Source organism: Ruegeria sp. AB7 (genome assembly GCF_056542625.1).
In genome coordinates, this window is record NZ_JBQGAC010000002.1 from 36,331 (window position 1) to 61,374 (window position 25,044).

The 25,044-nt window shown below is 57.6% G+C and carries 25 protein-coding genes, 1 other RNA gene and 1 riboswitch; of the genes, 13 read left to right on the forward strand and 13 right to left on the reverse strand.

Annotation, left to right across the window (positions count from 1 at the left end; all coding sequences use genetic code 11):
• Nucleotides 1-203 precede the first annotated feature (203 nt).
• Nucleotides 204-2,129, forward strand: coding sequence for an elongation factor G (locus ACR0EN_RS06120; RefSeq protein WP_480585731.1), 1,926 nt, complete (start codon nt 204-206; stop codon nt 2,127-2,129).
• 22 nt (nt 2,130-2,151) lie between these two features.
• Here ACR0EN_RS06120 and ACR0EN_RS06125 read toward each other — a convergent pair whose 3' ends face one another.
• The 5 genes from ACR0EN_RS06125 to ACR0EN_RS06145 all read right to left on the reverse strand — a co-directional run bounded on the left by ACR0EN_RS06125 (nt 2,152) and on the right by ACR0EN_RS06145 (nt 8,523).
• Entirely contained in the window at nt 2,152-3,729 is a 1,578-nt protein-coding gene (locus tag ACR0EN_RS06125; protein WP_170818447.1) for an ABC transporter ATP-binding protein, read from the reverse strand.
• Complete coding sequence (locus ACR0EN_RS06130; RefSeq protein WP_170398652.1) at nt 3,726-4,832, reverse strand: ABC transporter permease; 1,107 nt, start codon at nt 4,830-4,832, stop codon at nt 3,726-3,728. Before ACR0EN_RS06130 ends, ACR0EN_RS06125 begins: the two co-directional genes overlap by 4 nt.
• The gene (locus ACR0EN_RS06135; protein WP_480585734.1) at nt 4,833-5,927 is read right to left on the reverse strand and encodes a microcin C ABC transporter permease YejB; all 1,095 of its coding nucleotides are present in this window, start codon (nt 5,925-5,927) and stop codon (nt 4,833-4,835) included.
• A gap of 1 nt (nt 5,928) precedes the next feature.
• On the reverse strand, nt 5,929-7,839 hold the full coding sequence (locus ACR0EN_RS06140) for an extracellular solute-binding protein (protein ID WP_170646703.1): 1,911 nt from the start codon (nt 7,837-7,839) through the stop codon (nt 5,929-5,931).
• Between the two features lie 174 nt (nt 7,840-8,013).
• Nucleotides 8,014-8,523, reverse strand: a complete 510-nt coding sequence (locus tag ACR0EN_RS06145) for a c-type cytochrome (RefSeq protein ID WP_170398660.1) — start codon at nt 8,521-8,523, stop codon at nt 8,014-8,016.
• A 121-nt stretch (nt 8,524-8,644) separates the two neighbouring features.
• Here ACR0EN_RS06145 and ACR0EN_RS06150 point away from each other — a divergent pair, with 121 nt between their 5' ends.
• Nucleotides 8,645-9,478, forward strand: coding sequence for a prephenate dehydratase (locus tag ACR0EN_RS06150; RefSeq protein ID WP_480567836.1), 834 nt, complete (start codon nt 8,645-8,647; stop codon nt 9,476-9,478).
• A 116-nt stretch (nt 9,479-9,594) separates the two neighbouring features.
• Here ACR0EN_RS06150 and ACR0EN_RS06155 read toward each other — a convergent pair whose 3' ends face one another.
• Genes ACR0EN_RS06155 through nudC form a run of 3 tightly spaced genes read right to left on the reverse strand, consistent with a single transcriptional unit; the run spans nt 9,595 to nt 11,597 of the window.
• Nucleotides 9,595-10,080, reverse strand: coding sequence for an N-acetyltransferase family protein (locus ACR0EN_RS06155; RefSeq protein ID WP_480585738.1), 486 nt, complete (start codon nt 10,078-10,080; stop codon nt 9,595-9,597).
• A 26-nt stretch (nt 10,081-10,106) separates the two neighbouring features.
• Nucleotides 10,107-10,574: an SRPBCC family protein gene (locus tag ACR0EN_RS06160; RefSeq protein ID WP_170406543.1), complete on the reverse strand. Its 468-nt coding sequence runs from the start codon at nt 10,572-10,574 to the stop codon at nt 10,107-10,109.
• Between the two features lie 39 nt (nt 10,575-10,613).
• Nucleotides 10,614-11,597 (reverse strand): NAD(+) diphosphatase, encoded by a 984-nt coding sequence (gene nudC / locus ACR0EN_RS06165; protein WP_480585741.1) that lies wholly within the window; start codon nt 11,595-11,597, stop codon nt 10,614-10,616.
• A 196-nt stretch (nt 11,598-11,793) separates the two neighbouring features.
• Here nudC and ACR0EN_RS06170 point away from each other — a divergent pair, with 196 nt between their 5' ends.
• The 3 genes from ACR0EN_RS06170 (at nt 11,794) to rsgA (ending at nt 14,981) form a co-directional block, all read left to right on the forward strand.
• Nucleotides 11,794-13,656 carry a bifunctional 2',3'-cyclic-nucleotide 2'-phosphodiesterase/3'-nucleotidase gene (locus ACR0EN_RS06170; RefSeq protein ID WP_480585744.1) on the forward strand — a complete coding sequence of 621 codons (1,863 nt, stop codon included), beginning with the start codon at nt 11,794-11,796 and terminating at the stop codon, nt 13,654-13,656.
• Nucleotides 13,657-13,694: 38 nt separating this feature from the next.
• Nucleotides 13,695-13,793, forward strand: an RNA gene (ffs, locus tag ACR0EN_RS06175) — signal recognition particle sRNA small type.
• A gap of 159 nt (nt 13,794-13,952) precedes the next feature.
• The gene (gene rsgA / locus ACR0EN_RS06180; RefSeq protein ID WP_170818443.1) at nt 13,953-14,981 is read left to right on the forward strand and encodes a ribosome small subunit-dependent GTPase A; all 1,029 of its coding nucleotides are present in this window, start codon (nt 13,953-13,955) and stop codon (nt 14,979-14,981) included.
• A gap of 36 nt (nt 14,982-15,017) precedes the next feature.
• Here rsgA and ACR0EN_RS06185 read toward each other — a convergent pair whose 3' ends face one another.
• Complete coding sequence (locus ACR0EN_RS06185) at nt 15,018-15,875, reverse strand: serine aminopeptidase domain-containing protein (protein ID WP_170818442.1); 858 nt, start codon at nt 15,873-15,875, stop codon at nt 15,018-15,020.
• 122 nt (nt 15,876-15,997) lie between these two features.
• Nucleotides 15,998-16,217, forward strand: a riboswitch (cobalamin riboswitch).
• Between the two features lie 91 nt (nt 16,218-16,308).
• On the opposite strand from ACR0EN_RS06185, the gene ACR0EN_RS06190 reads away from it, so the two are divergent.
• The gene (locus tag ACR0EN_RS06190; protein ID WP_170562413.1) at nt 16,309-16,716 is read left to right on the forward strand and encodes a hypothetical protein; all 408 of its coding nucleotides are present in this window, start codon (nt 16,309-16,311) and stop codon (nt 16,714-16,716) included.
• Nucleotides 16,717-16,720: 4 nt separating this feature from the next.
• Here ACR0EN_RS06190 and ACR0EN_RS06195 read toward each other — a convergent pair whose 3' ends face one another.
• Nucleotides 16,721-17,221 carry a phosphatase domain-containing protein gene (locus ACR0EN_RS06195; RefSeq protein WP_170508827.1) on the reverse strand — a complete coding sequence of 167 codons (501 nt, stop codon included), beginning with the start codon at nt 17,219-17,221 and terminating at the stop codon, nt 16,721-16,723.
• 172 nt (nt 17,222-17,393) lie between these two features.
• Here ACR0EN_RS06195 and ACR0EN_RS06200 point away from each other — a divergent pair, with 172 nt between their 5' ends.
• From ACR0EN_RS06200 to ACR0EN_RS06220, 5 genes are all read left to right on the forward strand, one after another.
• Complete coding sequence (locus ACR0EN_RS06200) at nt 17,394-19,154, forward strand: DNA polymerase III subunit gamma/tau (protein ID WP_170818441.1); 1,761 nt, start codon at nt 17,394-17,396, stop codon at nt 19,152-19,154.
• A 231-nt stretch (nt 19,155-19,385) separates the two neighbouring features.
• Nucleotides 19,386-19,730, forward strand: a complete 345-nt coding sequence (locus ACR0EN_RS06205; RefSeq protein ID WP_170398693.1) for a YbaB/EbfC family nucleoid-associated protein — start codon at nt 19,386-19,388, stop codon at nt 19,728-19,730.
• A 64-nt stretch (nt 19,731-19,794) separates the two neighbouring features.
• On the forward strand, nt 19,795-20,388 hold the full coding sequence (gene recR / locus ACR0EN_RS06210; protein WP_170398696.1) for a recombination mediator RecR: 594 nt from the start codon (nt 19,795-19,797) through the stop codon (nt 20,386-20,388).
• Between the two features lie 69 nt (nt 20,389-20,457).
• Entirely contained in the window at nt 20,458-21,039 is a 582-nt protein-coding gene (locus tag ACR0EN_RS06215) for a histidine phosphatase family protein (protein ID WP_170398699.1), read from the forward strand.
• Nucleotides 21,040-21,143: 104 nt separating this feature from the next.
• Nucleotides 21,144-21,632 (forward strand): hypothetical protein, encoded by a 489-nt coding sequence (locus tag ACR0EN_RS06220; protein ID WP_170406567.1) that lies wholly within the window; start codon nt 21,144-21,146, stop codon nt 21,630-21,632.
• Here the strand turns inward: ACR0EN_RS06220 and ACR0EN_RS06225 are convergent.
• Nucleotides 21,629-22,258, reverse strand: a complete 630-nt coding sequence (locus ACR0EN_RS06225; RefSeq protein ID WP_480585748.1) for a ribonuclease T2 family protein — start codon at nt 22,256-22,258, stop codon at nt 21,629-21,631. The two genes, ACR0EN_RS06220 and ACR0EN_RS06225, sit on opposite strands and share 4 nt — an antisense overlap.
• A gap of 130 nt (nt 22,259-22,388) precedes the next feature.
• Between ACR0EN_RS06225 and ACR0EN_RS06230 the strand changes: the two genes are divergently transcribed.
• On the forward strand, nt 22,389-23,150 hold the full coding sequence (locus tag ACR0EN_RS06230; protein WP_170398707.1) for a DUF1013 domain-containing protein: 762 nt from the start codon (nt 22,389-22,391) through the stop codon (nt 23,148-23,150).
• A 54-nt stretch (nt 23,151-23,204) separates the two neighbouring features.
• Nucleotides 23,205-23,594, forward strand: coding sequence for a hypothetical protein (locus tag ACR0EN_RS06235; RefSeq protein ID WP_170398710.1), 390 nt, complete (start codon nt 23,205-23,207; stop codon nt 23,592-23,594).
• 42 nt (nt 23,595-23,636) lie between these two features.
• Here the strand turns inward: ACR0EN_RS06235 and ACR0EN_RS06240 are convergent, their stop codons facing one another.
• Together ACR0EN_RS06240 and ACR0EN_RS06245 are read right to left on the reverse strand one after the other, a co-directional pair.
• Nucleotides 23,637-24,668: a permease gene (locus ACR0EN_RS06240; RefSeq protein WP_170818438.1), complete on the reverse strand. Its 1,032-nt coding sequence runs from the start codon at nt 24,666-24,668 to the stop codon at nt 23,637-23,639.
• Nucleotides 24,661-24,969 (reverse strand): ArsR/SmtB family transcription factor, encoded by a 309-nt coding sequence (locus tag ACR0EN_RS06245; RefSeq protein ID WP_170398716.1) that lies wholly within the window; start codon nt 24,967-24,969, stop codon nt 24,661-24,663. The genes ACR0EN_RS06240 and ACR0EN_RS06245 overlap by 8 nt, the downstream gene beginning before the upstream one ends.
• Between the last annotated feature and the right edge of the window lie 75 nt (nt 24,970-25,044).

Sequence of the window (25,044 nt, forward strand, 5' to 3'; positions counted from 1 at the left end):
GCAGGTCATTTTTCGCGACCTTCCCTTACAAACCGGCACGGGGGCTTGACGCATGCCTTCGGTTTTCTCCACACTCAAGGGGTGGAGAGACCCACCTCTTCACAGCCTGAGGCAGGCAAACGCAGACAGTTCTTGCCGACGCGCATGCGTTCGACAGCCCTTTTCGTGCAGCCATACTGCAACCTGAAAGAGGGACAGCACTCATGCGCGTTTTCACCGTCCTCGGCCCCAGCCAATCGGGCAAATCCACCTTGGTCGAAGCGATCAGCCGCCTCGACGGGCGGCCCACCACATTCGATGTTGCCGGAACCGTGCATCTGCACGGTTTTTCTTATTTAAACGAACCGTGGTGCGCGGTGGACGTAGACGGAGGCGGCGATGCGCTGGCCTATGTCGGCCCAGCCATGGCGATCTCGGACGCAGCAGTTGTGGTTGTCCCACCTGACCCCGATGCCGCCGTTCTGTGTGCCCCGTATCTAAGGTTGGTCGAAGAGGCCGGCATTCCCTGTTTTTTATTCATCAACCGCATGGACAGCCCTAACGGTCGCATCCGCGACATCGTTGCTGCACTGCAGACCTATTGCACCCACCACATCGCTCTGCGGCAGGTGCCGATCCGGGACGGAGACACCATTATCGGCGCAGTCGATCTGATCTCAGAGCGCGCTTGGAAGTATCAGGAGGGGCAGCCCTCGGCCCTGATCGAGCTACCGCAATCAGCGGAAGACCGCGAACAGGAAGCACGCACCGAGTTGTTGGAGACCCTATCGGATTTCGATGACAATCTGCTGGAGCAACTGATTGAGGACAAACAGCCCCCAAGCGACGAGGTCTACGAGCTGGCCGCACAGGTCTTGCAGAACCATCAGCTTATCCCGGCCTGCCTAGGTGCCGCGAGCCATGGCAACGGTCTGACCCGCTTGATGAAAGCGCTGCGTCATGAAGCACCTGAATTCAACATTGCAGCTGACCGGGATGAGGCCGAAGAAAACGCCCGTGCCATTGCTGGCTTTGCGGATGTGAAGAAGCATATCGGCAAGATCACCGTATTGCGCGGTCTGGGCGACGGCGTGAAAGCTCATGAACCCCTTGGTGGCGAAACTGTTGGAAATCTGACAACCTTGGACGCCAAGACACAGATCAGCGCGCTTGAAGCCGGACATATTGGCCTTGCTGTCAAATCCGACCACCTTAATCCTGGCTTCATCTATGACAGCGCGGCGGCAACGCCGTTGCCGGAATGGGCCTCATCCCATCCTGCCGCGCATCGTCAGGTCGTATCACCTGCGCATGAGCGAGACGACGTGCGCCTGTCGAATGCGTTGACCCGACTGGTTGAGATCGACCCCGGCCTGCATCTGGAGCAAGACGAGCTGAGTGGTCATTCCATTCTGGGCTCACAAGGTCCGCAGCATATGCGGCGCGTGACCGCCAAACTCGCCGAGGATTTTGGCATCGAGATTGAGGCCGAAGCCGCCGGAACCGCCTATCGCGAAACCATTCGCACAAAGGTCGATCATCGCCATCGCCACCGCAAGCAATCCGGCGGTGCGGGGCAGTTTGCCGATGTGGTCATATCCATCGCTCCGCTGCCGCGCGGCTCGGGGTTCCAGTTCGAGGAAGTGGTGAAAGGCGGGGCCGTACCCCGGAATTACATTCCTTCGGTTGAACACGGGGCCAAAGACGCATTGATCGAAGGGCCTGAAGGCTTCCCAGTTGTGGACGTCAAGGTGACACTCAGCGACGGCAAACACCATAACGTGGACAGTTCGGATTATGCTTTCCGCACTGCAGGCAAGAATGCCGTGCGCGAAGCGTTGCCAGAGGCGAAGCCCGTCGTCCTGCAACCTATCCTGAACGCCGAAATCCATCTGCCCTCAACCTTCGTCGGCGATCTTGTCCCGACGATCAGCTCGCTGCAGGGGCAGGTTCTTGGGTTTGAAGGCAACCCCAACGCCTCAGGCTGGGAAATATTCAATGCGACACTCCCCGCCGTGGCCGAGGATGAACTGCACCGCACACTTGCCAGTGCTACCCGCGGGACCGGTTGGGTCAAACTACAATTCGATCACTATGAAGAGCTACGCGGCCCCATTCCCGCGTCAGCCAAAAACAAGGAAATAGCCTGACATCAAAGGCGCGGGCTGCGTATCAGCCCGCTGCCGCGATCAGTTCGCGCGTGTAATCGGTCTGGGCGTGTTCGAACAAATCTTCGGCAGCGCCCATCTCGACGACATCGCCGTTTCGCATGACGATTACGTTATGTGACATCGCGCGCACGACCTTCAGGTCGTGGCTGATAAACAGGTAGGCCAGCCCGTATTTCCTTTGCAGGTCACGCAGCAGGTCAACGATCTGCACCTGCACGGTCATGTCCAGCGCACTTGTAGGCTCGTCCAGAACCAGCAGCTTGGGCCGCAACACCATGGCGCGGGCGATGGCGATCCGCTGGCGTTGCCCGCCGGAAAACTCATGCGGATAGCGGTCCATCGCAGAGGGGTCCAATCCGACCTCGTTCATCACTTCGGCCACCAGATCGCGCGGGGCGCGATGAGGATCGACCTTATGGATGGCCAACCCCTCGGCGATGATCTGCATGCAGGTCATCCGCGGGCTGAGGCTGCCGAACGGATCCTGAAATACGATCTGCATGTCCTTGCGCAATCGCCGCAACTCGCGCGTTGACCAGCGGCGCACATTCTGGTCGCGGAAAGTGATCCCGCCCTCGGACGCGATCAGACGCATGATCGCCAGCGCCAGCGTCGTCTTGCCCGAGCCGCTCTCCCCCACGATCCCAAGCGTTTCCCCGGCACGGACGCTGAGGGTCGCGTCGTTGACGGCCTTCACATAGCCTACAGTCCGTTTCAGGAAACCGCGCTGGATCGGGAACCAGACTTTCAGGTGATCGGTGCGGGCTACCTCTTCGGCATCCGGGGCCACCGGGTCGGGGTGCCCGGACGGCTCGGCCTCCAGAAGCTTGCGAGTATAGGGGTGTTGCGGGTTGTCGAAAATCTCCGTTGTCACTCCGGCTTCGACGATTTCACCGTCCTTCATCACGCAAACCCGGTCGGCGATGCGGCGGACGATGCCAAGGTCATGGGTGATGAACAACATCCCCATGTTCTCGGACTTTTGCAGTTCGGCCAGCAACTCCAGAATCTGCGCCTGGATGGTGACGTCCAGCGCCGTTGTCGGCTCATCCGCGATTAAAATGTCCGGCTTGTTCGCCAACGCCATCGCGATCATCACGCGTTGACGCTGCCCGCCGGACAACTGGTGCGGATAGCTGTCGAGCCGTTCCTCGGGGTCTCGGATGCCGACCTTGGTCAGCAGTTCTACAATCCGTTTCCGCGCCTCATCGCCGGTAACGCCCTGATGCAGAGCCAGCGATTCCGCCATCTGTTTCTGGATCGTGTGCAGCGGGTTGAGCGAGGTCATCGGCTCCTGAAAGATGAAACTAATGTCGTTGCCGCGCACGTCCATCAACCTGTCTTCGGACGCGCCGATCATCTCTTGCCCTTCATAAGTGACCGAGCCTTCGACAATTGCGCTATCACCCAGCAGCGACACAGTGCTCAACGCCGTCACGGATTTGCCCGAGCCGGATTCGCCCACCAAAGCCACCGTTTCACCCCGGTCGACGGTAAAGGACACGCCTTTGACTGCCGCACTCACCTGCCCGTCCTGCCGAAACGAGACCTTGAGGTTGTTCACATCCAAAAGGCTCATGAGAAGGTCTTTCTGGGATCAAACGCATCGCGGACGCCTTCAAAAATGAAGACCAACAGCGACAGCATGATGGCAAAGGTGAAGAAGGCAGTGAAGGCCAGCCACGGCGCCTGAAGGTTCTGTTTCGCCTGCAAAGTCAACTCTCCAAGCGACGGTGCTGAAGACGGCAAACCGAAGCCAAGGAAATCCAGCGAAGCCAGCCCACCGATGGTTCCAGTCACGATGAACGGCATGAAGGTCAGCGTGGCGACCATCGCATTAGGCAGCATGTGGCGAAACATGATCGTCATGTTACCCACGCCCAGCGCCCGCGCGGCACGGACATACTCCAAATTTCGTGCCCGCAGGAATTCAGCGCGCACGACGCCCACCAGTCCGGTCCAACTGAACAGGATCATCAGAATCACCAAGAGCCAGAAACTTCGCCCAAGAATCGCGAACATGATGATAATGACATAAAGCGAGGGTGTCGCCGACCAGATCTCGATAATACGTTGGAAGATCAGATCCAGCCAACCGCCAAAGAACCCCTGAATGGCCCCAGCAAAAATGCCGATCAAACTGGCCACACCGGTGACGAGTAAAGTGAACAGGATCGACAGGCGGAAGCCATAGATGACACGAGCTAGCACATCTCGCTTGGTGTCGTCAGTGCCGAGCAGATTCTGACCATTGGGCGGCAGCGGTGCAGCGCCCGGGCGGTCCACGCTGGTGTTGAAGGAATACGGGATTGGAGGCCAGATGGCCCAGCCTCGCTCAAACCCATCCGCTTCGAACGTGCCCGCCTTGATTTCGTCGATAATACCTTCGGGGTCGTCGAAGCACTGATCCAATCCGCCGCTATCGATCAGGCACATGACCTCGGGGTCGCGATAGATCGCCTCGGTCTGGAAATCACCGCCGAACTCAGTCTCGGCGTAAAAGTTGAAGACAGGCGTGTAGATTTCACCCCGGTACTTTACCAGGATCGGTTTGTCGTTGGCGATGAACTCGGCAAACAGCGATAGGCCGAACAACACCGAGAAGATGATCAGCGACCAGAACGCCCTGCCATTGCGCCGGAAGTTGCGCCAACGGCGCTGATTGAGAGGGGAGAGTGCCATTTACCCCTCCCGCTTTTCGAAATCGATACGCGGGTCAACGAGCACATACATCAGATCGCTGATAATGCCGACGACCAGCCCCATCAGGCCAAATATGAAAAGCGTACCAAAAATTACCGGATAGTCGCGCGCCACTGCGGCCTCAAAGCCCAGACGCCCAAGACCATCGAGCGAGAAAATGGTTTCAATGATGATCGATCCACCGAAGAACACACCAATGAATACAGCAGGGAAACCTGCAATCACGATCAGCATCGCGTTGCGGAAGACATGACCATACAGCACCTTACTTTCACTCAAACCCTTGGCGCGAGCGGTCATCACGTACTGCTTCTTGATCTCATCCAGAAACGAGTTCTTGGTCAGCAGCGTCAGCGTTGCAAAGGCCGAGATGGTCAGCGCGATTATCGGCAAAGCGATGTGCCAGAAATAGTCAGTAATCTTCCCAAACAGGCTGAGGCTGTCCCAGTTGTCCGAGGTCAAACCCCGTAGCGGGAAAATCTGCCAGTAAGAGCCACCGGCGAACAACACCAGCAGCAGAATGGCAAACAGGAAACCGGGGATCGCATAGGCCACGATGATCGCACCGCTGGTCCAAGTATCAAAGCTCGACCCGTCCTTGATCGCCTTGCGGATACCTAGCGGGATCGAGACCAGATAGGCGATCAACGTCGACCACAGACCCAGCGAAATAGACACCGGCATCTTTTCCAGCACCAGATCAATCACACTGATCGAGCGGAAATAGCTCTCGCCAAAATCCAGCGTCAGGTAGTTGCCCATCATGCCCAGAAAGCGTTCCAGTGGCGGTTTGTCGAAGCCAAACTCTTTTTCCAGTTCAGCGATGAATTCGGGCGGAAGGCCACGCGCACCGACGTATTTGTCATCAAAGGCACCACCTGCGGTCTCGGCCCCAGCTCCGGCATCGCCTCCACCAGCGAACCCAGCAAAGACGTCGCCCTGCCCTTCGATCTGCGCGATGATCTGTTCAATGGGACCACCGGGCACGAACTGCACCAGCGTGAAGTTGACGATCATGATGCCCAGAAGGGTCGGAATGACCAGCAACAGGCGTCTTAGGATATAGGCGCCCATGTTATCGCAGCGCGCCTTTGGCTTTCAGGTCAGCCTCTTTCTCGGGGTTGATCCACCACAGATCGAGATACCCAAGCGAGAATGGAGGCAGGTTTTCAGGGTATTCGTACATGTCGTAATAAGCCGTCCAGTAATCCGCCACATACCCATCGGGAATGACGAAGAACTCATAACGCAAGACACGATCCAACGCCATCAGCGCAGCATCCTGTTCTGCCTGATTTGTCGTGTCGAATGACGCTTCGATCACAGCGTCAACAAGCGGGCTGGCAAGACCGGCAGGGTTGAACAAGCTGAACGCGGCTTCCTCCGATCCGTACATCTGACTGAGACCCCCGCCGGTCGACAGGAACGAGCCGTAGCGGTTCGAATATACCATATCATAATCACGCTCACGCCGCCGCAGGGTGAATTGAGAAGGATCTACCTTCTCTGCCGAAGCATCCACACCGATCGACTGCAGGTTCTGCACATAGGTCTCGATCATGGTGGCGGTCGAGGTTGGAATGCTCGACGCATACGGAATATTGACCTTCAGCGTCTGCCCATCGGCATTGCGGCGTAGATTGCCGTCGCCGACGGGCCAACCAGCCTCGTCCAGCAGTTTCGAGGCTTGCCGCAAATTGCGACGGTCGTTCAACCGAGCTGGATTGGATTCGTGGACGACAAGCGCAGGCTCGCTGAACACCTCGGCCGGAACCACATCACCAAGCGTTTCCAGAAACGCCAGTTCGGCACCCTCCGGCACGCCTGTCGCTTCAAGATGTGTCCCCTGCACAAATGAACTGCGCGGTGCGTTCAGACCGAACATCAGCGATTCATTTGCCCATTCGAAATTGAACGCCAGCGCCAGCGCTTTACGCACATTCTTGTCGGCAAATTGAGGCTTGCCCAGATTGAAAACGAAACCCGACGGCGTTGGTGGGCTACCATCCACGATCTCGTCCTGCACGACAAACCCTTCGCTGAGTTTCGGGAAATCGTAACTAGAGGCCCAGAGCTTGGGGTCACTTTCGATACGCATCGTGTATTCGCCCGCCTTGAACCCTTCGAAGGCGGCGGTTTGATCCGCGAAATACTCGATCCGGATAGTGTCGTAATTGTTGCGGCCTATGTTGATCGGCAGATCCTTGCCCCAATAATCGTCGCGACGCTTGTAGACTATACGACGGTTGATGTCATAGCTGTCCAGTTTGTAAGGACCTGAACCAACGGCGACCTCCAGCCGCGGTTCGTCCAGACGACGGCTTTCATCAGCCTCGAACCAGGCTTTTGAAAATACCGGGGTCGACCCGACGGTTTCGATCAACCCGCGCCGGGTGACATCCGGACTAAAAGTAAATTTTACAGTGTGGTCATCCAGAGCTTCAGCCCCTGTAACCATGCGCCCGACGGCTTGCGCATAAGACGGCAAACCCTGCTCAATGAACAAACGATGACTATAGACGACGTCTTCGGCAGTCACCGGGGTGCCATCCCAGAACATAGCTTCGGGGCGCAGATTGAAGATCACATAATTGCGCCCTTCGTCATATTCCATACTTTCCGCAACAACCCCATAATACTGCCCGACACTGTCCGCGGTGCTTTCGATCAGCGGGTCATATTGAAGCGTGGTCAAAGCGCCTGCCCGCCCCTTGCGCGAATAAGGGTTCAGGGAATCAAACGTACCTGAGCCCGCCAAAGACAGCTCTCCGCCCTTTGGTGCGTCTGGGTTGACGTAGTTCAAGTACGGATAGTCGGCCGGATAATCCAGATTTCCGAAATAGGAATACCCGTGGCTGCGCGTGACGCCCTCTTCATTGGCACGGGCAGGATCGCTGCTGCACAGAACCAATGTCGCCGAAATCCCCAAAGCCGCAGCCCAAGCGTGAATTCCGGTAAAGCGCATCTGGGGCAGAAGGGGTTTCATCAGGCTCGTCCTCTGAATTTCTGTCATCTTCATTGTCGTGCCCGCCAGCTAAAGGTCCAGCACTGTCAGTTGCAAGTTTAGAATGCGTGAACGCTTTGTGAAGTTCTTCTCAGACAAAAAATAAAGCCGCTGCGCAAGGCAGCGGCTTTCAATCCTGCAAATCTGATCAACAGATCAGTTGCCGATGGTCTGCAGATACGCAATCAGATCGGCGCGTTCTTGTGGTTTTTTCAGGCCAGCAAAGCTCATCGAAGTGCCCGAGATATAGGCGCTTGGGCGTTCCAGGAACGCGTCCAGGGCTTCGGGTGTCCAGTTGCCACCATGCGCCTGCATCGAGGCCGAATAACCGGTAAAGCCTTTAGCTGAGGCAACCGGGCGATCTACGACACCATAAAGGTAAGGACCTGTACCATTGGCGCCGTCTTCCAGTTTGTGGCAAGCGGTGCACTTGCGGAATACGCGCGCGCCTTTTTCCGGATCGGCTGCAGCCAACATATCTTCAAAGACTACTTCTTCGCCGTCCGCGCTTTCGCCCGAGCTTTCGGTTTCGATAATGTAAGCAGCTTCGGCAAGATGGCTGTCAGAGCTATAGAGGACATCCGCCCCCCATTTTGCCAGAAGCAACACCAGGAAGGTGCCAAACAAGCCGGCTGCGGCTTTGGTAACTGTCATCGTGTCGAACATTTTGATCGCGTGTCCATTTCAGCTGTCTGCGGGGTGTCTAAGGCTTCCCCTGAGAAGACGCAAGGTATAGACACCGCGACTAAACGCCCAATTCAAGAACTTGTTGCACGGAAACGACCAAATGACCAATCGCATAGCATTTCAGGGAGAACCCGGCGCATACAGTCACGAAGCCTGCCGGAACGCGCGACCGGATATGGACGCCCTGCCCTGCCGCACTTTCGAAGATGTGATCGAATCAGTGCGCTCAGGTGAGGCTGATCTGGCCATGCTACCGGTGGAAAATACCACCTATGGTCGTGTGGCCGATATTCACCGCCTGCTTCCGCATAGCGGGCTGCACATCATCGACGAAGCATTTGTGCGCGTGCACATCAACCTGTTGGGCGTACCGGGCGCGACTCTGGCGGATATCACTGAGGCGCATTCCCACCTCGTCTTGCTACCACAATGCGCAGGTTTCCTGAAGCAACACGGAATTCGTGGCAGGGTCAGCCCGGATAATGCTCGTGCCGCACGCGAGGTCGCCGAGATCGGCGACAAACACTCCGCAGCGTTAGCCAGTGAGCTGGCAGGTGAGATTTACGGCCTCAACGTTTTGGCCCGTCACATTGAGGATCAGGGCGACAACACGACCCGTTTTCTGGTGATGTCTCGTGAGGCCGACGAATCGCGCCGTGGTGATCACGGCATGATCACAAGTTTTGTCTTTCAGGTGCGTAACATCCCGGCAGCGCTGTACAAAGCGATGGGCGGATTTGCCACCAACGGAATCAACATGACCAAGCTGGAAAGCTATATGGTCGACGGGTCCTTCACCGCGACCCAGTTCTATGCCGATATCGTGGGTCATCCATGCGATCGAAATGTGCAACTGGCGATGGATGAGCTTGAGCATTTTACCACCAACGTAGAAGTCCTCGGCGTTTATCCGGCGGCGCAACCTCGTGGATAGTGCAGGCAATCGGCTCGCCCCTTCAAAGGAACGGCCTGGATAGGCGGGGCAGCTACGCTTGCAGCTTAGAACGATAACTTGAATCCTTCGGTGCGACATCCTGAAAGTGCGGCGGATTACGGGTTGGTCACTCCGGTCCCCATGCGATAGACCTTGCAAATCGCGCCATCCATCTGCCGGTACTCTCTGAACCCCATCGCCTCATAATAGCCAAGGCCGTCGGAATTGTCGGCCCCGATCGTAGCATCGATAGCGGGCAATCCCTGCTGCCTAGCAGCTTGAAGAGAACGTTTGAACAACGCCCGACCGATACCACATCGCGCTGCGGACGGTTTGATATGCGTCCCAATGATGCCCCACCCGACCGCAACGCCATACGGGTTGTTTCGGGTGGCAAGCTTCAACGACTGGAAACCCAGTATCTGTCCGTCCGGCGCAACGGCAAGGCTACACTGAATCCGCTCAGGGTCGCAGATGTAATGCGTCAGTGCAAAGGCGCTGTCGGCGGGCTTGGTCCGCTTTCCAGCCGCTACAAGCGCTGTTAGCACACCGGACAAGCCATCCGCATCGGCTTCGACAGCGTCGCGTATGATCGGTCTCATTAAAGTGCTCATCTACTTCTCGGTTGTCAGACACCATGGAGGTGTCGTTCCTCCATATCGCGCGCGAATTCGCTGAGACGGGTCTGGAACTGCCGCCTGAATCGGGATTGCCCTAACTTCAGGGATTGAAGCAATAGGCGGGCGGGCAGCGTTTTCGCACCCAGCGATGTTTCAACGCGCAGCCGTGTCCGACGTTGGGAAAGCGCCAAAAGCTCGATCACCGTGTCGCCGTTCATTCCCTTGCTGCTGGACTGGAACCGCATCAAGGACGGGCGGTCGCATTCAGTCATCTCGATAATGATATGACGTGGCTTGCCACGTATCTTGAATTCGGTCTCCCAGGTTATTCCGGCCTGCGGCACAACCGACCCCGTGACCCGACGCACATCGACCCCGCGCCGCAAGGCTTTGCGTTCGAAGCGTTCAAAATCCGAGACCATGTTGAAGACCGTCTCGATTGGGACATCGATATCTTCCTGCGCTGAAAACTGCATGATTGCTTTTCTCTGCCCTAGATTGGGTTCAGTTTCTCGTCAGTCCAACGTGTCTGCAAGCCAGTGTTGCAACAAAAAGTGCGCAATCGCACCTTTTCGGGCAGGCAACAGCTTAGGGTGATCCCCAGCGAAGGCCTGCATCATCTCGGTCCGTGTGACCCAGATCGCATCCTCGATCTCGACCGGATCGATCTGGATATCGCGCGATAACGCCTCGCCTGCGCATCCAAACATCAGGGATGCGGGAAAGGGCCAGGGTTGGCTTGCGAGATAGCTCACCGCACCCACGGGCACGCCCGCCTCTTCCATCACTTCGCGCCGCACAGCGGCTTCCAGCGTTTCACCGGGCTCAACAAAACCAGCCAAAAGCGAATACATGCCTTCAGGCCAGCCCGGAGAGCGCCCCATCAGCACCGAATTGCCATGGGTAATCAACATGATGACCACAGGATCGGTGCGCGGGAAATGCTGGCCGCCGCAGGCCGGGCAACTGCGCTGCCATCCACCCTGAGACATCTCGCTGCGGGCACCACATCGGGCACAGAATTGATGCGTTTCGTGCCAGCCGATCACCGCCTTGGCGGTTGCCGCAATCTCTGCGTCTCGTGGGTTGAGGCGTGTCATGATGCGGCGCAGCTCGGCAAAGACACACCCCTCGGGCAGATCAGGGTGCTGCTGTTCGCTGCGGTCGACAAAATCTCCGACACCGGATAAATCCAGCCCTTCAGCCGCCCAGCCCGAGATGTCCATGGCAAAAAGCGGCGATCCATCCTCGGATTTTCCAAGGAAAATCGGTTGCTCGATCACACCGCCCGGGCCCTGTTCGAGAATCTTGTGCGTCATCGGAAGCCGGACGAGCCGGTCCAGTGCCTCACCCTCAACCAACATTTTGCCGCGCCACAGCAACACACATGTTGCCAAAGGGTCACGATAAACCTGTGCCAGTTTGTCCGCGTCGCCGCGCAGCAAACCCGCCCGATCCAGTGCCGAGCCGCCAAATGTCACCTGTTCTGCGCGTTTCATGCCTGCCGTTCCTGACTGCCGCGCAAAGGGCTGCCACGTCTTACCTGATCGTGCAACGGGTATCGACCAAACATTTTTCGACCCTGCCGCGGAATGACCGCAGCATCGCCCCGGAAATTGCATTAAATCGACCTCATGGTGGAAACGTTGGCACACTGACAGCTAGAAGTTGAAGATATTGAAATCAAAGCATTTAATGCGACGACGAAGAGATGCGGGTGATAGCGCACGGATTCGAATCCTTGCAACATCCGATCTACACATGCACCTGACGTCATATGATTACTATTCGGATCGCCCCGAACCTGCGATTGGTTTGACCCGTACCGCCAGCCTGATTCACGAGGCGCGCAGACAGGCTGAACGCGACGACGCCCTTGTGCTGTTGTTTGACAATGGTGATAGCCTGCAGGGAACGCCATTTGGCAACTGGGCAGCTGAACACGTGCCAGACGCCCATCCCCTGCCACGCGCGTTCAACACGTTGAACTATGACGCGATCGGATTGGGTAATCACGATTTCGGATTTGGGCTGGAACTCGTCAATCGCATCGCTCGCCAAACCGCCTGCCCAATGATTTGCAGCAATATGCAAACCACTCAGACCGAACAAGGTTGGGATGCACACACGATTCTGCATCGGGTTGTCAGACTAAATGGACAGGACACCGCAATCCGCATCGGGGTTCTTTCTGTTTTGCCCTCTCAAACCGCACAGTGGGAAGCACATCTGCTAACGGACCGGGTCGTGGTAACAGACATTCTGGCCGCTGCGCGGCGCGCTGCTGAATATCTCAGCGTGCAAGGTTGCGACCTGATTGTCGCCCTTGCGCATACCGGACTGGGATCGGCAATGGCCGAGCCGGATATGGAAAACGCGATCATCCCGCTGGCTGAGATGCCGCTGATTGATGCCGTCGTCGCAGGCCACACCCATCTGACACTGCCCGGAAAGGCGCATGATGGTTATCCATTCGTCGACAGTACGCGGGGGCTTGTCCATGGAACGCCGGTTGTCATGCAGGGTTGGGCCGGGTCTCATCTTGGGATCATTGATCTGACACTGCAAAAAGATACCACCGGCGATTGGCGCATTACAGGCAGCCATGTCGAAGCACGGGCAATCGCTCAATCGGGTACAGAAATACCCGAATGCCAAAGGATCACAGAGCTGTTTGCGATCGGCCACGCTGCGACGCGCAAAAGGGTGACCAGGCCAGTGGGCACAATCCCACACACGCTGCACAGCTACTTCTCATATTGCGTACCGGATCGCGGCCTGGCCTTGGTTGCGGCGGCTCAGGCCGCTGCCCTACGCCCGCACTTGGTCGATACCGACTGGGCAGATTTGCCGATCATATCGTCAGCCGCCCCGGCAAAGTTCGGCGGGCGCGCAGGAAGCAAGTACTACACTGATATCCCCTCAGGCGAGATTTCAGTTCGACATATCGCCGATCTCAGTGTCTTTCCTAATGAATTGCGCGCGGTGCTGGCCTCAGGTTCTCAGATTCGGGACTGGCTTGAGATGTCAGCCGGGCTGTTCCATCAACTTGGCTCAGACGCCCCGATCGATCTTGCCGATCCTCAGCGCACGGGCTTCAACTTCGATGTCCTGCATGGCGTCACCTACCAGATCGATCTTTCGCAACCGGCGCGGTTCGATACGCTCGGTCGAGTGATTGATCCGGCATTTTCCCGCATTCGCAACCTGGAATTCGATGGGCGGCAGATTGCGCCTGACCAGAGTTTCCTTGTCGCCACCAATAACTACCGGGCCAATGGCGGTGGTCATTTTCCAATTGCGCGACAAGCCCGTACGATTGACCTGCCTCAGATCAGCATACAGGATATTCTATGCAAATACGTCGCGGGCACATTGCCCGCCGACCCACTCGCGCATGCACCACGCCCCTTTTCTTTTGTACCAAACCAAAGGCAGGGCGCGATCCTGACAACGGGGCCGCGCGCGCTACACCATGTTGCAGAGCTTGCTGAGTATCATCCACGCATTCTGCCCAACGATGCGGATGGTTTCATGCGTATTCATCTGGCCTTCTGACGGGTTGCCATTTTCAGGGGATGCACCTATATCGGCTTTGAGAGGTTGGCGCGGGCGAGCGCCTCGCCAACCTGGTCAGGTCCGGAAGGAAGCAGCCACAACGAGCCCCGCTTGGGTCGATGTCCAACCTCTCACTTAGAACCTATCAGCCGCAGGAGGGCGTTTATGATTGTAGCAAAAACCCTTCGGGCAGACCGGTTCTGATCCTTTCCGATCAACTGATTGCCTGAACACGTCGCCGGCGGATGCGCGATTGCCATTCGACGGGATTGCTGTTTCTGATCACAGGCAGACCAATGTTACTTTCCTTATCGGACCTCGGATGGTCCTCTCATTTCGCGGCTCAGCATACGGCTGATCCGTCACTTCTTCCGTATCGCATCTCGGCCGTACACCGGGATCGACTGATCGGGCTGAGCCCTGAAGGTGAATCGCCTTTGTTATCTCCGGATCAATCAACCGGTGCATATGCCGTCGGAGATTGGGTTCTGGTGGATGAAAACAAACGAATACGCCGTATGCTAGACCGGCGAAGCCTGCTTCAACGCCGAGCGGCAGGTACCGGAGCTGCAGCGCAGTTGATCGCTGCAAATGTAGACGTGCTATTCATCGTCAGTTCCTGCAACGCCGATTTTAATCTGCCACGATTGGAGCGGTATCTTGCGCTGGCGCATCAGGCAGGCTGCTATCCGGTGGTCGTTCTGACCAAATCGGACATGTGCGATAATCCGAGCCTTTATGTAGATCAAGCCCAATCGCTCGCCCCGTTTCTGACGGTACTTGCGGTCAACGCGCTGGATCACGGCGATCTCGAACAAGTTCTGTCGTGGTGTCCGAAAGGACAAACCAGCACCTTGCTTGGATCATCCGGCGTTGGGAAAACGACGCTCGCCAACGGGATGACGGGGCAGGATCAGGCCACCGCAGGTATTCGCGAAGACGATGCGCGCGGCAGGCACACAACAACGGCACGCGCCTTGCATCGCATGCGCAATGGCGGCTGGCTGATCGATACGCCCGGCATGCGCGCGTTACGTCTGCTAGATGCACAAGAGGGGTTGGATGAGGTGTTCTCGGACATCTCAGACCTCAGCCTGAATTGCCGCTTCTCGGATTGTCAGCACGAGACAGAGCCCGGATGTGCGGTGCAGGCGGCAATCGACGCTGGTACGCTTGATCCCGCGCGGCTGGACCGCTGGCGCAAGCTGCGGCGTGAAGACCAACACAATTCCGCTTCGGTGGCGCAGGCCCGCGCCCGCGACAAGGCGTTCGGCAAGATGGTGCGCAGCGTGATGCACGAGAAAAAATCCCGCAAAGGGCTATAACGAAGCTGGGCAACGGCCTACCGGTGCCCAGCGCTATCAGGCGATCAGCCTAGGCCAGACTGCCGCATTCCGTCTTGCGAATGCACCGATATGGCCGATCTTGGATACTCCGAATTCGCTTGGTGCAAGCAGATGGCGCCCGGCTTTGGGTCCATAGAGATCGGCAAGACGCCAGACAGCATCCGGCGGCACCATTTCATCATCTGCGAAGGTAAACAGATCGACACGTTTGCCCAAGTCTTCCCAGCGGGCGGCGGGCAGTGTCGTGTCGATCTCTGGCACATAGCTTTTGGGGGCGGTGCACCATTTGCGCCATTGCCAATAGACTTGGGCAGGCAGGTCCGATCCAAACCCGACCAACCGTCCGGGCAGGTAGCCAAGCGCCTTGACCACCAGCGGCGCGTGACCAAACCAGAACAACGCCGCCAAAGCGCGATAAGGCCAAGGGTGATCCGCCAGCGTTACCAGACCCGAACAGACACAGATCATCCTGTCAATCTGATCGATATCGGGTTGGATCGGGCCAAACATTCCGCCCAAGGAATGACCGATGCTCCATAGCTTGGCCTGCGGAAACCGTCGGCGCATCTCGGCCCGGGCGGATGGAATGTCGATCAACGCCCAATCGGCCATGGTGACATTTGACCGCTTTTGCGAACCCACCAAAGAGTGACCAAAATCCCGGTAATCGTAAGTCAGGCAGGCCATGCCCTGTTCTTCGGCGAGCCATCGGGCGAAGTACTGATAGTAATCCCTCGGCACCCCAGTCGCACCGTTTATGACGACCACCTTTTCGGGGTCGGCAACCGGACGGTAAAGCCGCGCCGACAACATTGCCGGGTCGGACGGGATCTGAAAATCCTCGGTCACAACCGCCTGCTGTGTGTCCAACATGGTGCCCTCCAATACCGACTGAACTGATCAGTTCACCCGAAGCGCCTCAAGTCAAGGTTGACGTGGCTGGACCGTACGTCACTTGCCTGACGCAATCTTCTTGACTCGGGCACGGCGCAGCCGATAGCCATGTCGCGATGGTTCTCGCGCCCAATCGGGCCGGGATGAAAAGGGAACACGGTGCGGTTCTGCCCGGATAAATCCGGAAAGAACCTAGTCCGAGACTGCCCCCGCAACTGTAAGCGGAGAGCAATGCCGAGATACCACTGGCCTTGAAGGCTGGGAAGGTCGGCAAAGCGATGACCCGCAAGTCAGGAGACCTGCCATCAGATGTAGAACCGAAACTCGGGCGGGGTGTCCGGGACGGGTTTGATCGTGCTCCGCAACGACCAACCTGTGCCACGCCCGCGCCTTGCGCGCGGAGGGCGCATTGATGATCTGGAAGACCAAAACACACGAATTCGCGGCGACCGTGTGCCAACGTACTGGCGCACCCTGCCCCGCATTGGCACAGATGGCGCGGGCTCTGACGCAGACCATGTCCGCCACAAAACCGGTCACGAAAACTGAGTTTGAGATTGAAGGCACCATAGATCTGTCGCACTGCCCGGAAGGATGCACCGCCCGCTTTCGCGCCCAATGCGACCAGATACGTGTATTCTGCGGAACCGATCCTGAAATCGATACCGGCCGGCTGGATGACTACGCAGACATGATGTTCGGAACCGAGTACCGCAGCCTACCCGCAGACCTGCTAAGGAATCCTCCTTGCGCCATGCTTGAGGCTTCGCTTCTGGTGCAGCACAACGGTGGCGAAATCTCGCCACATGTTGGTGTCTAAGCCGTCAAACGGCTTGAACACGGGCCGGTTCAACGGCCCAAAGCATCTGGGCATTTGTCTCGACTGCGCAAGGACGCACCGTACGCAATCGCTTCAATGCCGCCTCAGGCCGTTCACCGCATTCAACCATCAGACGCAGAACCACCATCCCGGATCGGCCACAGCCACCACGGCAATGCACTAGCACACGGCCACCACCTGACAACGCCTGACGTGCGGTCGCGCCAACGCGGGGCCAGCGGTCCAAAATCTCTTTGGGTGGCGTGCCAAAATCTTCGATCGGCAAATGCACCCATCTGCTGGCACGCCCCTGAATATCAGCGCCAAAATTCCGCGCACCATCCTGAATCATCTCGACCTCAGTGGTCATCGAGATCACAAGTCCCGGCTTCCAGTCTGCGATAAGATCAAGGTCTTCTGCATACGTTCCTCCACGCCCAGGCATCGAGGACAAGGCCAAGGTGCCTCCGCCAACCTGCAACGCATAAACCACCAGTTGCGACATAATCTCCCCCCAAACAAACTTCACCCAACAACATACTGGTCCAGTAAATAGAATAGAGTGGATTTTAGCCGCATACCCACGCATTCCAAAATGAAAATCGTCCCGGCTGGCTGTGGACGCGGGCGGCGAGGGCCTCTACGCTGCGGCGTAACGCGAATCCGACAGAGCAGACATGACCGAGACGCCCAGCCCCGCCTACCAGGTTCTTGCCCGCAAATACCGCCCCGAAACCTTTGCCGATCTGGTCGGTCAGGACGCCATGGTGCGCACTCTGAAAAACGCCTTCGAGGCGGACCGGATCGCGCAGGCCTTCATCATGACCGGCATCCGCGGTACCGGCAAGACGACGACCGCTCGGATCATAGCCAAGGGTATGAACTGCATCGGTCCCGATGGCAGCGGCGGCCCTACAACCGAACCCTGCGGTCAATGTGAACATTGCGTGGCTATCATGGAGGGCCGCCATGTCGACGTGATGGAGATGGACGCCGCCAGCCGCACCGGTGTCAATGACATCCGCGAGATCATCGACAGCGTACGCTATCGCGCTGCATCCGCGCGCTACAAGATCTATATCATCGACGAGGTTCACATGCTGTCGACCAGCGCTTTTAACGCGCTGCTCAAGACGCTGGAAGAACCCCCCGAACACGTGAAGTTCATCTTTGCCACCACCGAGATTCGCAAGGTCCCGGTGACCGTCCTGTCCCGTTGCCAGCGCTTTGATCTGCGCCGGATCGAGCCGGAGGATATGATCGGACTGCTGCGCAAGATTGCAGGTGCCGAAGGGGCACAGATTGCCGAGGATGCGTTATCGTTGATCACCCGGGCCGCCGAGGGATCGGCGCGGGATGCGACCTCACTGCTGGATCAAGCGATCTCGCACGGGGCCGGTGAAACCAGCGCGGATCAGGTGCGCGCGATGCTGGGGCTGGCCGATCGGGGCCGGGTGCTGGATCTGATGGATATGATCCTGCGCGGCGATGCTGCAGGCGCGTTGACCGAGCTGAGCGGGCAATATGCCGAAGGGGCTGATCCACTCGCCGTCTTACGCGATCTGGCAGAAATCACGCATTGGGTTTCGGTGGTCAAGATCACCCCGGATGCCGCCGAAGATCCCACCGTTTCCCCCGACGAACGCGCCCGAGGTCAACAAATGGCCGAGGCTCTGCCCATGCGAGTCCTTACACGCTTGTGGCAAATGCTGCTGAAAGCGCTTGAGGAAGTTTCCGCCGCACCCAACGCAATGATGGCTGCGGAAATGGCCGTGATCCGCCTGACCCATGTGGCCGACTTGCCCAGCCCGGAGGAGCTGATCAAGCGTCTGCAAGATACGCCTCCGCCGCCCAATGGTGGCCCCGGCAAGGGAATCGGTGCGCCGGGACATGCTCCTGCCGCGCCACAGGCTGTGGCCCGACCGGCCTATGCCGCATCGGGAATCGGCGGCAACGCAGGCGTGCCAACGGCCGCGCTAGCCCAAGATGTGCAGGCAGCGCTGGCACGCTATCCAACATTTGAACATGTGGTCGAACTGATCCGAGCCAACCGGGACGTGAAGTTGTTGGTCGAGGTTGAAAACGGCGTGCGTCTGGTATCCTACCAACCGGGCAGGATCGAGTTCGCCCCAACCGACAACGCCCCGACCGACCTGTCACAACGATTGGGCGCGTCGCTGCAGCGTTGGACAGGCAACCGGTGGGCCGTTTCTATTGTCGCTGAGGGCAACGCACCGACCATTGCCGAGGTACGGGACGCTGCAGACTTGGCCCTGAAAGCCGAGGCTGAACAGCATCCTCTGGTGCAAGCAGTGCTGACTCATTTCCCGAAAGCGCGGATCAAGAGCATCGAAACCGCAGAACAACGCGCCGCTCAAGTCGAAACCGAAGCCCTGCCCGAGGTCGAAGACGAATGGGACCCGTTTGAAGAGGACTGACTTTCGAGCATAAGCGCACCTCAACCAAATGCTCCCGCACCCGCCACGGGCCATCGGCTGGCGCCGACCTGAGCGGCTATGGGCCCTGCAGCGCGCCTTACGCACTGCCGGGCCCAACGGGAGGAAAGGTCTTGCCAAAGACCTTGACGACGGGCGGGAGTATCCTGACCTCTTGTGCCGCGCGGTTACGCTTCGTATCTAGGCCACAAATCGAGTGACAGGAGATTACCGATGCTAAAAGGTTTAGGCGGCCTGGGTGACATGGCCAAGATGATGAAATCCGCGCAGGATCTGCAGACCAAGATGACTGACATGCAGGAAGAGCTGAACACCATCATGGTTGTCGGCGAATCCGGTGCCGGGCTGGTCAAGGCCACCGCGACCGCCAAGGGCGAGTTGAAAGGTCTGGATATCGACCCGTCGATCTTTAACGGTGACGATAAGGAAGTAGTCGAAGACCTCATCCTCGCCGCGATCAAGGACGCCCAAACCAAGGCGCAGGAACGTTCGCAGGCAGAAATGGCCAAGCTGACCGAAAGCATGGGCCTGCCCGCAGACATCAAGCTGCCGTTCTGATACACCCTCCTGACGGATCTATGGCCGGGGCGTGTTTCCCTGGCCCAATTGCGAGGGTCTCACGGTGAGTTCGAACAGTGACATCGACAATCTGATCGACCTGATGGCCAAGCTGCCCGGTCTCGGCCCCCGCTCGGCCCGCCGCGCAGTCCTGCACCTGATCCGCAAACGCGCCCTGCTGCTGACGCCGCTTTCTGACGCCATGCAGCAGGTAGCCGTAACTGCCCGTGAATGCCTGAACTGCGGCAATGTGGGCACCACTGATATCTGCGACATCTGCAATGATGAGGCCCGCGCAACCGGAGAACTGTGCGTAGTCGAAGACGTCGCAGATCTTTGGGCGATGGAGCGCGCCGGGGTCTTCAAGGGCCGCTATCACGTTTTGGGCGGCACGTTGTCGGCTTTGGACGGAGTCGGCCCGGATGAATTGCGCATCCCCCGGTTGAAGGACCGGGTTGTGGCCGAGAGTATCACCGAGATCATCCTCGCCCTGAACGCCACCGTCGATGGTCAGACCACCGCCCACTACATCGCGGATCAGTTGGAGGGGCAGGTTCGTCTGACATCCCTGGCACAAGGTGTGCCGATTGGGGGCGAGTTGGACTATCTGGATGATGGGACGATTACGGCGGCTTTGCGGGCGAGGAAGGAAATCTGACAAAGTGTGTTCGGCATGCACTGTCAATCTACACTAGAAATTAGCTTGTGGGTAATTCAGGAAACCGCATTGACCAAGTACCCCGATCTGTTTGTCCTAAGACATGGCGAAACCGAGTGGAATACCTTGGGCAAGTTTCAAGGCCGCAAGAACTCTCCGCTAACGGAAACCGGTATCTATCAGGCGCGGCAGCAGCGGGAGATACTTGGCCGTATCCCCAACCACCCTAAACGCGTGTTCGTCAGCCCGCAGGAGCGGGCGCAACACACCGCAAGGCTGGCGATTGCACCCCAGTTTGATTTCGCAAACGATGACCGGTTAACGGAAATCGCATTTGGCCAATGGGAAGGCGCGACGCGGGAATTCATTCGGACTCAAATCGATTGCCCATACGAGTCCTATCATTGGTATTTTCGCAGCCCGGATGGCGAAAGCTTTGACGAGATCTATGAGAGGGTACAATCGTTCTTAGACGAGCAAGACGAATCCGCAATCGTGGTGACGCACGGGGTTACGTCACTGATATTGCGCGGGATTTGGCTGGGCCTTGGCATCAACGATCTGTTAAAACTTCCCAGGACCCAAGGATGTGTTTTTCGCCTGTCAAACGGCACCGAGACGATCTTGACCAAGACGGGTAGTTTGCAATGATCTTGGCGGATAAGTGTTTTTGGTGTCCTTTAGATTCAAATCTCAAATTAGCTTGAAAAACGAACAGAGTTAAATTCCACTGAGCGAAAGACTTGGAGCACATAATGACCCGCCTTCTCGCACTCACCTTAGCCGCCTTCGCCGCCACTGCCGCCCTGTCGCAGGAACTTATCGACAAAGGTTTTGTCGAAGGCTGGAACATCATGATGGACCCCAATCTTGGCAATGGGTGCCTGATACAAACCGTTTATCAGGACCTCTCGGTGGTGCGGCTAGGCTATGACGCGTTGGATAATCGCGGGTATTTCACAGTTTACAACAAGGCTTGGGGCGACATTAAACCGGGGGAACAATACCCAATCCGGTTTGAGTTGGACGGCAAGAGCTTTGATGCCACCGCCATCGGGTTCAAGCAGGATCGCGTGCCCGGCGCGACGGTGTTCTTTACGGACCGGAGTTTCGTCACCTCGATTGCGCAGAACAAGACCATGACCGTCTACAATCCAGAAGGTCAGACCGTCATGGCGATTGATCTGAAAGGCACCGCCAAAGCGCTGGATTATGCGCGCGACTGCCAGAACAAAAAGCTCTAACGAATCGGATCAAACACCGCGTCTTTAGCGGTGCAATCACGGATCACGTCGCGGCCACAGGGCACCGGGTCAAGATTGCGGGACAGGCATAGGCGGACTTCTTCGATATAGCCTTGCTTACAGGTGATGGTGATCATGTCAGGCTCGAGCGTGGGATTGGCCTTGAGAAAGGCCTCTTCCACCACCGAAGCGGGCAGTTTGACCGTCGCGTCCAGCTTGCGGAACAACTCGGGGCGCGCAACTCCTGCATAAGCCTGCCGCGACAGGGCGAAATAGTCGGGTGCACTGAGGCCCGAACAGGTGCCGTGCTTTTTCCATTGATGCCAGGCCAACCCGGATGAGCCCTGAATATCCTCCATTTCCCGCGTCATGCGGCGTGTGGGTGGCGCTTCGGACGTGCGACAATACGAAGGCCAGCCCTGATGGAATTGCGGCCAGAGCCCATGCAATATCCACCCATGATCGTGTCGCGTGTCGCACTGATCCGAGCCGCGCGCATCGCCTTCGCGGGCGCACCAATTGGGCGACCAGCTGAGCGACAGGACGTAGTAGTCAAAATCGCCCGCCTTTTCGCCCTCGGCCATCGCAGCCATGGCACTCAGCACCCACAAAATCGCCCAGCGCATTCGCCTCTTCCCTTCTTTAGCTGTCGCGACTATATAGGCCCCAAGTTCCCCGACAACGGAAACCTGCCCCATAGCTTCGGGGCCGCCGAATTCCGGCGACGGGACAGATGTATTTATAGGAGACGGGCTGATGGCAAAACCGCTTATGGCCAAGGCAACCGCCGTATGGCTGGTGGACAACACCACGATCAGCTTCAAGCAGATCGCGGATTTCGTAGGCATGCACGAGCTGGAAGTGCAGGGTATTGCGGATGGTGATGTGGCTGCAGGTGTCAAAGGGTTTGACCCGATTGCCAACAACCAGCTGACTCAGGAAGAAATTGACACCGCGCAAAACAACCCGCTGCACAAGCTGAAGCTGAAATTCAATCCGGCGGCATCAGGCGAAGAGAAACGCCGTGGTCCGCGCTACACCCCGCTGTCCAAGCGTCAGGACCGTCCGAACTCGATCCTGTGGCTGGTCAAGTTCCACCCGGAACTCAGCGACGGCCAGATTGCCAAGCTGGTCGGCACCACCAAGCCGACCATCCAGTCGATCCGCGAGCGGACGCACTGGAACATCTCGAACATGCAGCCGATCGATCCGGTTGCCCTGGGACTGTGCAAACAATCCGAACTGGATGCCATCGTGCAAAAGGCCGCGGCCAAGAAAGCAGCCGAAGGTGGCGTGATGAGCGATGATGAGCGTCGCAAACTGGTCTCGACCGAACAGTCGCTCGAGATGGATTCAGCGCCCAAGATCCCGACCGCGATCGAAGGTCTCGAGACATTCTCGTTGTCCGAGGACACCAACGAAAAGGAAGACGAAGAGCCCATCGTCGATGCGGATAGCTTCTTCAACCTGCCCAAGGGTGGTGGTGATGAAGAAGACGAAGACGATCTGCGCCCCTGAGATGCGCATGGTCCCGGCCTCGAATAGCCGGGACCCGATTTTTTGGGTGATTTGATGCTAAAGGTTCTATCCTTATTCTTCGACGCGCATCGTGCCGTTTCAATCTATGTGTTCCTGAAATCCTGGTGGTTGGCCATTACAGGTGCCGTAGTGATGATCGCGATAGTCGCTGGCTTGCTGTTGCTGAATGACGACGGCAAGCACGAGCACGAGGCGTTTCTCACCGTCGCGGTTTTGTCGGCGACACCGATCAATGGCGATCTCAAGAACGGGGTCATTGCTTCGGTGCGCTTGCCGGATGGCTCAGCAGCATCAATCACTTCGACCGAAGGGCCGATTGCTCAGACAGTTGGAACCCAAGCCTGTATCGAGAAACGGGTTTTCGTTGAAAGTGGAGAGCCAAGGTATCGGTTCAAACTGCCACGATATTGCGAAGCTAGCTAGAAAAGCAAAACCGCCCGGTGGCTCAACCGGGCGGTTTTTTGTTTAGATCATTTGAAACAGGATGCCTGCTACGATGGCACCGCTGATGCCCAACCCCAGATAGGTGGCAAAGACGCGCGGTTTCACCAGTGACCACACGGCCGCCATCGCAGGTATCGAACTGACGGCACCGGCCACCATGAATGACATCGCAGCACCCGCACTCATACCCTGCTCCATCAGACCCGCAAGAAGCGGTGGTGCGACGTAAGAGTTCAGATAGGCAGGCATTCCGACCAAGGCTGCGATGACGATTGGTACAACACCCTCACCACCAACAACGCGGGCGATCAGGTCTGCCGGAACATAGCTGACCAGCAATGCTTCGAGCACGTAGGCAAATGCCAGCCATTTGAGCAGGAACAGGCCATTGTGAACGAACTCAACCCGAAAGCGCGTCCGACGGTCAGGGTCTTGCCAGAACTTCCAGACGGGTTTGTCATCTTGCTTTGGTCCGCAACCGCAGCAACCAGCGGGTTTGTATTCACGCAACGGCTGCGCAAAGGCACCTCCCCGCATCAGGGTGCGCACGGCAAACCCGCCCAACAAACCCAACGCGACAGCGGCAACCGCTTTACCAATTGCAAACGGCCAACCCAGCGCACCCGCAGTAATCAGCAACGTCGGGGGGTCGATCAACGGTGAACTGAGCCAGAATGCCATCACGGCCGACAATGGCGCACCCAGAGCCAGCAAGCCTGCGATGAATGGGATCACTTCGCAGGAACAAAATGGGGCCAGCCCGCCAAACAACGCGGCCAGAAAGATCATCCGTGTCTCGCGACCCTCAAATGCACGGGCGACCATCACTTCGGCCCCGGTTGCCTTCAGGTATGATAGCAGCAGAACAGCAAACAGGATGTACTGGCCCGTATGCGCAAGCGCTTTGGCTGCAAAACTCACGACCTCGGTCCAGTTGCCCGGATCAAGAACGGCCACCAGCGCCAGTATGACCACGATCAGAGCCCAGGGCGTTTTGATCAGGTCGATCAGGTTTCTGGCAAGTGGCTTGGGGTTTTGGGTCAGTTCAGCCATCGTTTGCGGCCTTTCCGATTTCGTCTGCGCAGCATTCACTTAGGATGAACTGCGCCAGGTTTCTCAATTCGTCAAAGCACGCGCGGTTGATCGTGCTACGCCCGATCTTCTCTTGCTCAACTACTCCGCCAGCAGCCAGAAACCGCAGATGATGCGCCAGAGTCGAGGGCGCGATTCCTGTCCTCGTTTGAATTTCTCCAACGGTCAGGCCTGCTTCCCCAGCACGAACCAAGGTCTTAAGAACCTTCAATCGGGCTTCCGAGCCCATGGCAGAGAAACCTGCGGCAGCTTCTTCCCACATCTTTTTTCTCCATTAAACTAGATTTCTGGTTATTTAGTTTAATTCGTATCCTGCGTCAACCACACGTGTGCGTAA

What these genes read in the sequence shown, in the direction of transcription:
- ACR0EN_RS06140 (WP_170646703.1), bottom strand. Translation starts at nt 7,839, where the DNA reads ATGAAACCCCTTCTGCCCCAGATGCGCTTTACCGGAATTCACGCTTGG.
- nudC (WP_480585741.1), bottom strand. Translation starts at nt 11,597, where the DNA reads ATGAAACGCGCAGAACAGGTGACATTTGGCGGCTCGGCACTGGATCGG.
- ACR0EN_RS06220 (WP_170406567.1), top strand. Translation starts at nt 21,144, where the DNA reads ATGACCCGCCTTCTCGCACTCACCTTAGCCGCCTTCGCCGCCACTGCC.
- ACR0EN_RS06225 (WP_480585748.1), bottom strand. Translation starts at nt 22,258, where the DNA reads ATGCGCTGGGCGATTTTGTGGGTGCTGAGTGCCATGGCTGCGATGGCC.
- ACR0EN_RS06205 (WP_170398693.1), top strand. Translation starts at nt 19,386, where the DNA reads ATGCTAAAAGGTTTAGGCGGCCTGGGTGACATGGCCAAGATGATGAAA.
- ACR0EN_RS06185 (WP_170818442.1), bottom strand. Translation starts at nt 15,875, where the DNA reads ATGTTGGACACACAGCAGGCGGTTGTGACCGAGGATTTTCAGATCCCG.
- ACR0EN_RS06160 (WP_170406543.1), bottom strand. Translation starts at nt 10,574, where the DNA reads ATGCAGTTTTCAGCGCAGGAAGATATCGATGTCCCAATCGAGACGGTC.
- ACR0EN_RS06145 (WP_170398660.1), bottom strand. Translation starts at nt 8,523, where the DNA reads ATGTTCGACACGATGACAGTTACCAAAGCCGCAGCCGGCTTGTTTGGC.
- ACR0EN_RS06245 (WP_170398716.1), bottom strand. Translation starts at nt 24,969, where the DNA reads ATGTGGGAAGAAGCTGCCGCAGGTTTCTCTGCCATGGGCTCGGAAGCC.
- ACR0EN_RS06120 (WP_480585731.1), top strand. Translation starts at nt 204, where the DNA reads ATGCGCGTTTTCACCGTCCTCGGCCCCAGCCAATCGGGCAAATCCACC.
- ACR0EN_RS06135 (WP_480585734.1), bottom strand. Translation starts at nt 5,927, where the DNA reads ATGGGCGCCTATATCCTAAGACGCCTGTTGCTGGTCATTCCGACCCTT.
- ACR0EN_RS06150 (WP_480567836.1), top strand. Translation starts at nt 8,645, where the DNA reads ATGACCAATCGCATAGCATTTCAGGGAGAACCCGGCGCATACAGTCAC.
- ACR0EN_RS06195 (WP_170508827.1), bottom strand. Translation starts at nt 17,221, where the DNA reads ATGTCGCAACTGGTGGTTTATGCGTTGCAGGTTGGCGGAGGCACCTTG.
- ACR0EN_RS06125 (WP_170818447.1), bottom strand. Translation starts at nt 3,729, where the DNA reads ATGAGCCTTTTGGATGTGAACAACCTCAAGGTCTCGTTTCGGCAGGAC.
- ACR0EN_RS06240 (WP_170818438.1), bottom strand. Translation starts at nt 24,668, where the DNA reads ATGGCTGAACTGACCCAAAACCCCAAGCCACTTGCCAGAAACCTGATC.
- ACR0EN_RS06200 (WP_170818441.1), top strand. Translation starts at nt 17,394, where the DNA reads ATGACCGAGACGCCCAGCCCCGCCTACCAGGTTCTTGCCCGCAAATAC.
- ACR0EN_RS06235 (WP_170398710.1), top strand. Translation starts at nt 23,205, where the DNA reads ATGCTAAAGGTTCTATCCTTATTCTTCGACGCGCATCGTGCCGTTTCA.
- rsgA (WP_170818443.1), top strand. Translation starts at nt 13,953, where the DNA reads ATGTTACTTTCCTTATCGGACCTCGGATGGTCCTCTCATTTCGCGGCT.
- ACR0EN_RS06155 (WP_480585738.1), bottom strand. Translation starts at nt 10,080, where the DNA reads ATGAGACCGATCATACGCGACGCTGTCGAAGCCGATGCGGATGGCTTG.
- ACR0EN_RS06170 (WP_480585744.1), top strand. Translation starts at nt 11,794, where the DNA reads ATGCGACGACGAAGAGATGCGGGTGATAGCGCACGGATTCGAATCCTT.
- ACR0EN_RS06190 (WP_170562413.1), top strand. Translation starts at nt 16,309, where the DNA reads ATGATCTGGAAGACCAAAACACACGAATTCGCGGCGACCGTGTGCCAA.
- ACR0EN_RS06230 (WP_170398707.1), top strand. Translation starts at nt 22,389, where the DNA reads ATGGCAAAACCGCTTATGGCCAAGGCAACCGCCGTATGGCTGGTGGAC.
- ACR0EN_RS06130 (WP_170398652.1), bottom strand. Translation starts at nt 4,832, where the DNA reads ATGGCACTCTCCCCTCTCAATCAGCGCCGTTGGCGCAACTTCCGGCGC.